The organism is Microvirga sp. BSC39 (assembly GCF_000739015.1).
GTDB lineage: Bacteria > Pseudomonadota > Alphaproteobacteria > Rhizobiales > Beijerinckiaceae > Microvirga.
This window is the reverse complement of the sequence record NZ_JPUG01000024.1, coordinates 25,651-32,462: the sequence shown is the minus strand read 5'-3', so window position 1 is coordinate 32,462 and position 6,812 is coordinate 25,651. Positions and strand designations below refer to the sequence as shown.

At 61.8% G+C, this 6,812-nt stretch carries 5 protein-coding genes and 1 pseudogene; 1 reads left to right on the top strand and 5 read right to left on the bottom strand.

Annotated features, from left to right (window positions below):
- Positions 1-56 precede the first annotated feature (56 nt).
- From MA07_RS02250 to MA07_RS30655, 5 genes and pseudogenes are all read right to left on the bottom strand, one after another.
- A complete protein-coding gene (locus MA07_RS02250; protein ID WP_036346437.1) occupies positions 57-2,132 on the bottom strand; it encodes a recombinase family protein in 2,076 nt (691 codons plus the stop codon).
- A gap of 195 nt (positions 2,133-2,327) precedes the next feature.
- Positions 2,328-2,804, bottom strand: a complete 477-nt coding sequence (locus MA07_RS30665; RefSeq protein ID WP_036346435.1) for an IS630 family transposase — start codon at positions 2,802-2,804, stop codon at positions 2,328-2,330.
- Positions 2,767-3,159 carry an IS630 transposase-related protein gene (locus tag MA07_RS30660; protein ID WP_036346434.1) on the bottom strand — a complete coding sequence of 131 codons (393 nt, stop codon included), beginning with the start codon at positions 3,157-3,159 and terminating at the stop codon, positions 2,767-2,769. The genes MA07_RS30665 and MA07_RS30660 overlap by 38 nt, the downstream gene beginning before the upstream one ends.
- 156 nt (positions 3,160-3,315) lie before the next feature.
- Positions 3,316-5,190, bottom strand: a complete 1,875-nt coding sequence (locus MA07_RS02235; RefSeq protein ID WP_036346432.1) for an adenylate/guanylate cyclase domain-containing protein — start codon at positions 5,188-5,190, stop codon at positions 3,316-3,318.
- Positions 5,191-5,381: 191 nt separating this feature from the next.
- A pseudogene (locus MA07_RS30655) lies at positions 5,382-5,900 on the bottom strand (DDE-type integrase/transposase/recombinase).
- Between the two features lie 94 nt (positions 5,901-5,994).
- On the opposite strand from MA07_RS30655, the gene MA07_RS02225 reads away from it, so the two are divergent.
- Entirely contained in the window at positions 5,995-6,807 is an 813-nt protein-coding gene (locus MA07_RS02225) for a nickel-binding protein (RefSeq protein ID WP_036346425.1), read from the top strand.
- Positions 6,808-6,812: the final 5 nt, after the last annotated feature.

The window sequence follows — 6,812 nt, the reverse complement described above, 5'->3', positions numbered from 1 at the left end:
AGACCTGCTCGATCGTTTTGCCATAATGCCTCTCAATAACTGCTTCCTGTTGACGTTCAGTCTGATGGCTTGATGCGAGCTGCGGGGCTATCCGCGAGCTTCACCAGCCAAATGCGTTGTTTGCCCACCTGAGCCAGCCGGCCCTTGAGCGTGCCACGCCGCAGCCAGCCGTACACCGTCTGCCAGTGGGTTCCGAGTTGGTCGGCCACCTCCTGCAAGGTCATTTCCTCAGCATCCGCACGCGGCACTTTCCCGGACCAGATCGGCCGGGTCGTGCCGTGTCCGTGCCGCTGCAGCAGGCGCCGGATCATCGGAGCGTTGAAGGCGCTGCGCTTGGCCGGCCGAAAGCCCTCCGCGTTCAGGATGGCAGCAATCTGCTCTGCCGTGGTACCGGCCGTCCGCAACTCCACCGCCCGTGCCAGCAGCTGATCGAAGTTCGCCAGCTGCTCGAACCGCCGCACCGGACGGATCACCGCATGCCGGGTGATGACGCCGCCGGCCCAGTGGCACGCGATCTCCGCCCGCTCGGTCGCGCCCTGCAGATGGATTACCACGCGTTCGAGCATGGTCCGCGCGATCGTCTGCCGGTCGCGCGCCGTTGTGGATGCGGCGCTCCACAGGGCCGGAATGTCCTCGGCCAAGCAGTGCACCGCTGCCTGTTCCTCCGGCGTCAGCCGTTCCGGCTCGCAGGCCAGGACCCGCTGGTGCTCACTCTCCAGCGTCTGGTGGGCCGCCAGCGCGGCTTCCCAGTCCCGCTCCAGGGTGCGGGCGACGAGGCGGTTGGACGGGTCGACCGCCTCATAGCGCCGGCGGGCCAGATCCGCCTCGTAGATTGCCCGTTCCAGCCGCTGCTTCCAGTGCCGCCGTCGTTGCTGGCGCTCCAGCTCGAGATCCTCGGCCACCTGCAGGCTGACCTCAATCGCCGACGGCGAGAGCGCTTCCAGCATCAGGGCACTGACATGCTCATCCACCGGGCGGGCACTGATCGACTGGCACTGGGGCGCGCCGTAGGTCGTCGCCATCTGATTGCAGGAATACCGCGCCTCCCGGCCATCGTCGTTGTAGGTGACGCACATGCGCCGGCCACAGACCCCGCAGGCCACCAGCCCGCCGAGCAGCGCGGGACCGCCGCGGGGAAGGCCGGTGTGGCGGGCGCGATTGGCGGCCATCTGCTCCTGGTTCCGCTCGAAGGTGTCCCAATCAATGTAGGCCGGACGCATGCCTCGGTGCAGAACCTTCCAGGCCTTTGGATCGCGCAGGAAGCGTTTGCCGCTGTGCGGCTGGCCGGGCCGGCGCAGGCGGCCGTCATAGGTGCGGCGGCCATAGACATAGGCGCCGGCATAGAGCGGGTTGCGCAACATGTCGCGCAGCGTCTGCCCGTTGGGCCGGGTCCAGTGCACCTCTCCTTTGTGCGGCCCGCGGCGAATGCGATCCGGCAGGCGAAGGTCGTGGTCAACGAGATAGCGCAGCACACCGCTGACCGAGCGTCGCCGTTCAAAGAGCGCGAAGACCAGACCGATGATCTCCTGCACCTCCTCGTCGGGATCGAGCGCAACCTCGCCGGATGGCTTGAGCACGTAGCCGCGGGGCAGCCCCAGCACCAACTCGCCGCGCTGCGCCTTGGCGCGGCGGCCCTCGAGCATGCGCGCCTTGAGGATGTGGATCTCTGCCTCGCTCATGGTGCCCTTCAGGCCGAGCAGCAGGCGATCGTTGTAGAGGCTGGGGTCGTAGATGCCATCGGCATCACCGATCAGGGTGTCGAACAGGGCGCACATCTCCAGCAGTTGATGCCAGTCGCGACACGAGCGTGCCAGGCGCGAGACCTCGATGCCGAGCACCAGACCGATGTGGCCGAAGCCAACCTCGGCCACCAGGCGCTGGAAGCCGGGCCGGTCGAGAGCCGAGGCGGCGGACCGGCCGAGATCATCGTCGATGACCACGATCTGCTCGGGTCGCCAGCCAAGCTGGCAGGCGCGATCGGTCAGGGCATATTGCAGGCGGGTGGATTCCCGGTTGTGCTCGATCTGCCGCAGAGTGGACTGGCGGACGTAGACGACCGCCTGTCGGTCACAATGGCGGGTCCGGATCTTGTCGGAGAGGGTCGGAGCGAGGATGTCGGGTTCCGGGCTCATGATCCGCCTCCTGTGCGGCGGCCAGAGACTGGCGGATGAGGCTGCCGATCAGCACCACCAGGCGTCGGCGCCGGTCGGGCGGCAGGTCCTGCCAGTGGAGGGGTGTCGCTCGCGGGGTCATGGCGTGTGGCCACCCATAAGGCCAAGGCGCGCAGCGCCTGATGGCCCAGTCGTGGTGTCAATGGAACCTCACGTTCAGCGGTTCCACGTTGGTCCGATCTCAATCGGGTTCATGTCTGGACTGTACGGAGGCAGAAACAGGAACCAGGCGCCGCGTTGCTTCAGGCACTGCGCGGCTTTCTCGCTCTTGTGAACCGCGAGGTTGTCGAGGATCACCACGTCGCCTTTCTGCAGCGTCGGCGCGAGTTGGGTCTCGACGTAGGCCTCGAACGCCAAGCGGGTAATCGGACCATCGATCACCCACGGGGCGCTCAACTCGCTGCACCGCAGCCCTGCGATAAAAGTGTGGGTTGTCCAGTGTCCAAAGGGAGCGCTCATGCGCAGCCGCTGGCCCTTGCGCGAGCGGCCGTGCAGGCGGGTCATCTTGGTGTTGACGTACGTCTCATCGAGAAACACCAGCCGGTACGGCTCCTGGCGCATGCAGGGCTGACGCTGGGTATGCCAGACCCGGCGCTCATCCCGCACGTCGGCGCGTGCGCACTCCGCCGCCATCAGGGCTTTTTTTATAGCTGAAGCCACGCCGGCACAGGAAGCGCGAGAGCATTGCGGGAGCCGCCACCACTCCATGCTGCTCCAGCAGCCGTGCGGCGAGTTCAGGCATGGTGATGGCAGGCGTCGCCTCGACGGTCTGGATCAGGAAAGCCTCATAGGGCACCAGCTTGCCGCCGCCCGGCGGACGGCCTTGCCGGGCCGGTGCCGGCGAGCCGGTGTCCCGCGTTCGCCGCACGAGCTTGATGGCGAAACTCTCGCTGACGTCAAAGTGCTCGGCGGCCGCCCGGCAGGAATGGCCCGCCTCGACAAAGTCGGCGACGCGCACCCGAAGATCGAGAGAATAGCAGTGACCCATGATCCACCTCCCGTTCCACAGAGTGAATCACAGATCGCACCAGGCCAAAACCCTGAGAGTCGGATTTCCAGTCCGGTGCTCTAGGGGGATGACTAGGCGAGCACAGGCTTATAGCCCTCGACGTAGCAGAACACCCTGTGTTCCGATCAGCATCGTCTAGGTAAGAAGTTCAAGGACTTCCGGGAAGCGTGGATGGCGGCGGATCGGATCGAGATCCGAGTCGTGTTTCACCCAGCTCTTTCTTTCCTGAGTGGCGTTTGGGAGGAGTTCTACCAGCAAGTCGATCGCTCGTTCATGCTCACCCACAAGAGAGCAGACGCAGGATACATTGTACTTCGTCAGGCCGTCATCAGGATCGACAACCAGAGCGCGCTCCGCCCACTCTTTAGCTCGATCAAGCTCGCCAAGGACTGCCAGTCCTACAGCTCCCAAATAGGCCGGTCTGGGGTTTTCCGGATGCAGCAGGAGCTCGCGCTCGGCGCACGCAACACCTTCTCGCGCCGCCGCCTGCATTTCCTGCTCACGCCCGAGGGATCTGTAGATCCCGGTGAGCACGAGCAAAGCCTGATAATCGTCGGGCTTGAGCTCTGCCGCACGCTTAAAAAGCTGGGCCGCTTCCTCAAGCTTTCCTTGAGCAAAACACGCGCGAGCGTAGAAGTAATGCGCTTCAAACAGGTTGGGGTCGAATGCAATTGCCTGATCGAACTCTGCCACTGCTTCTGTATACCGCTCCCGCAACGAGAGCGCCAAACCACGTGATGCATGCGCTTCAGCAAGGCCAGCTTCCAGGTCCAGCGCCTTGGCGCTCGCTGCTAGAATACTGTCGGTCGATACATCGGCGTTATAGTGTAGAAAGAGGAAGGAGTCGCAGTCTGCCAATCCGGCATACGCCCGCGCATACAGCGGATCGAGCTCGATCGCCTTGGTGAACATGCGCTTTGCGAGAACGTAGTATGACCTTGAATGCCGGTGCAGGAACTGTCGGCCTCTCAGGTAGTAACCATAGGCCTCCATGTTCTCAGTCGGCACCCGACTGATGATCGCCTTCTCCTCCGGCAGCAGCTTGATCCTCAGCTGGTCAATAATCGAATGGGTGATCTCGTCTTGGATGGTAAAAATGTCGGTGAGATCACGGTCGTAACGATCAGCCCAGAGGTGACCGCCATCTCTGCCATCAACGAGCTGTGCGGAGACGCGCACACGCGAGCCGACTTTACGAACACTTCCTTCCAGGATGAAGGTGACCCTGAGGTCCTGGCTCACCTGCTGCGCCTTTACGGGTTTGCCCTTGTAGGTAAAGGACGTGTTGCGGGCGACAACGAACAGGCTGGAGATCTTCGACAGGTCAGTGATAAGGTCCTCGGTGATCCCATCGCCAAAATATTCCTGCTCGGGATCACCGCTCATGTTGTTGAAGGGCAGGACCACGATCGATGGCTTCTCAACTAGCCAGGTTTTCTGTGAGCCTGCCTCTGAACGGACTGTCGTGAGCGCGGGAGAAATATCGAGCAGTACAGTGTAGGCGCGCACTGGCCTGTCGATGTTCTTGAGTCTTTGCTCGCCGATATCTTCAAATCGCAGGTCGAGCCGATTGCCGACGTTATCCCGAACGGCCCCAGAAACCACGATCCCTCCAGGCTCAGCAATGCTTTCAAGCCGTGCCGCTACATTGACGCCGTCGCCGTAGATGTCGTCACCCTCGACGATCACATCACCAAGGTTGATGCCGATGCGAAGCTCCATCCGGCGATCTCGCGGCAAGCCGGCATTGCGCTCCCGCATCCCGTGTTGGATCGCAGCCGCGCAAGCGACAGCATTCACAACGCTCGGGAACTCCGCCAGAAAGCCGTCGCCGATAAGCTTGACGGTCCGGCCCTCATGGCCGGTGATGGTGGCGTCGATCAGTTCGCCGCGATGCGACTTCCATGCCGCATGAGTGCCTGTTTCATCCAGGTCCATCAGGCGGCTATAGGTCACTACATCTGCTGCGAGGATGGCGGCCAACCGTCTGCGCACGATGGGATTGCCCATGTGACTACCAGTCTGTGCGTCTTGCCACGCTCGCGGGTTGCTGAAATCCAACCCATTCTCAGCATACTCCAGCGGCTCATGGATGTCCTATGTTAAGTGACGCCACGCTTATGGGGCAACGTCACAGACTGGCATCCGGCCAGCTCGGCCGGCCCATAGGTCCTTCACAGCAGGAGTCAGAGAAACAGCGTTCAGAGGGACGACCAGAAGCAGGGCTGTGCGGGTCGCTCTCTTGTGGCGAATTCGTCAAGCATTGGCGCTACCGATCTTGCGTCATCAGGGGCGTCTACACATGGTTTATGATACCGGCGTACAATTAGGGACAGATCTTGCGCTGACCCCTTCTTGAGCAGTTTGCCCATGAGCTTCAGGGCTTCGACTTTGTCCCGCTTAAGTTGGACGGAGATATCCAGGATCTCGCGCTCATGATCGACAGCCCGCCACAGGTCCATGCGCCTGCCCTGTATGGAGACCTCGATCCCATCCAGATGCCACTGCTCGCTGGGTCGCCGCCGACGGAAGTTTCCGGCAAAGGCAGGCCTGAACTTTAGGATCCATCGTCTAACTGTTCCGAGTGAGACCTCAAGGCCTCACTCGGCTAGGAGTTCCTCGACGTCCCGTTAGCGACGCGTGAACCGGAGGTAAAGCCAGACCGCATGGCGGATGATGTCGGGCGGGAATTGATGTCCTGCATAGCAGTGGGGCTGCATGCCCCTACTCTACCCCGCCTCGGCCGAACTCATCAGCTTATTCGTGACAAGGCCGCCTGAAGGTATATGCTCAAGCCGGAGCACGGAGGCAGTGATGCCCATATACCTGGACCGACATGACCTTAGAGGAATGACTGCTGTTGACATCGCCGAGGCCCATCGCAAGGACCTGGAGGTGCAGGAAGGATATGGAGTCCACTTTCTGACGTACTGGTTTGATGAGGCACGAGGGACTGGATTTTGTCTGATTGACGCTCCTGATATCCAGACGGCTATGCGGGTACATGACGAGGCCCATGGCGATATAGCCAAAGATGTCATTGAGGTCGATCTTTCAGCCGTTGAGGCTTTCCTGGGCCGGGTCTCCGATCCCGCACCGAAGGATGGCCTATCCCACACTGCGATTGACCCGGCTCTGCGTACAATCATGTTCACAGATATCGTCGATTCCACCGCAATGACCGCAAGGCTTGGCGATCTTAGAAGCGTTGAGATGGTGCGAGCTCACGATGCTCTGGTCCGCCGCGCTCTCAAGGATAAAGGAGGGCGCGAAGTTAAGCACACAGGCGACGGGATCATGGCGTCCTTTGACGAGGTGGCGGCGGCAGTAGACTGCACCCGCGCCATCCAACAGGCATTTGATGCCTTCAATCTCGCGAGCAAGGAAAAGCTGCGGGTTCGGATCGGCCTAGATGCCGGCGAGCCGATCACGGACAGCAATGATCTATTTGGGTCTACGGTTCAGATGGCCTCTCGCCTCTGCCAGGTTGCAGAACCTGATACCATCGTTGTGTCGGACACTGTTCGTCACTTAGTGCTGGGCCGGTTTGAGCTTGTGGAACTCGGATGTCGCACACTCAAGGGCTTCCCACATCCCGTCAAAGTCTTCGCAGTCAACTGGCGGTAAAAGCC

Excerpts from the sequence above, each read along its gene's own strand:
- MA07_RS02250 (WP_036346437.1), bottom strand. The coding sequence starts at position 2,132 with ATGAGCCCGGAACCCGACATCCTCGCTCCGACCCTCTCCGACAAGATC.
- MA07_RS30665 (WP_036346435.1), bottom strand. The coding sequence starts at position 2,804 with ATGGCGGCGGAGTGCGCACGCGCCGACGTGCGGGATGAGCGCCGGGTC.
- MA07_RS30660 (WP_036346434.1), bottom strand. The coding sequence starts at position 3,159 with ATGGGTCACTGCTATTCTCTCGATCTTCGGGTGCGCGTCGCCGACTTT.
- MA07_RS02235 (WP_036346432.1), bottom strand. The coding sequence starts at position 5,190 with ATGGGCAATCCCATCGTGCGCAGACGGTTGGCCGCCATCCTCGCAGCA.
- MA07_RS02225 (WP_036346425.1), top strand. The coding sequence starts at position 5,995 with ATGCCCATATACCTGGACCGACATGACCTTAGAGGAATGACTGCTGTT.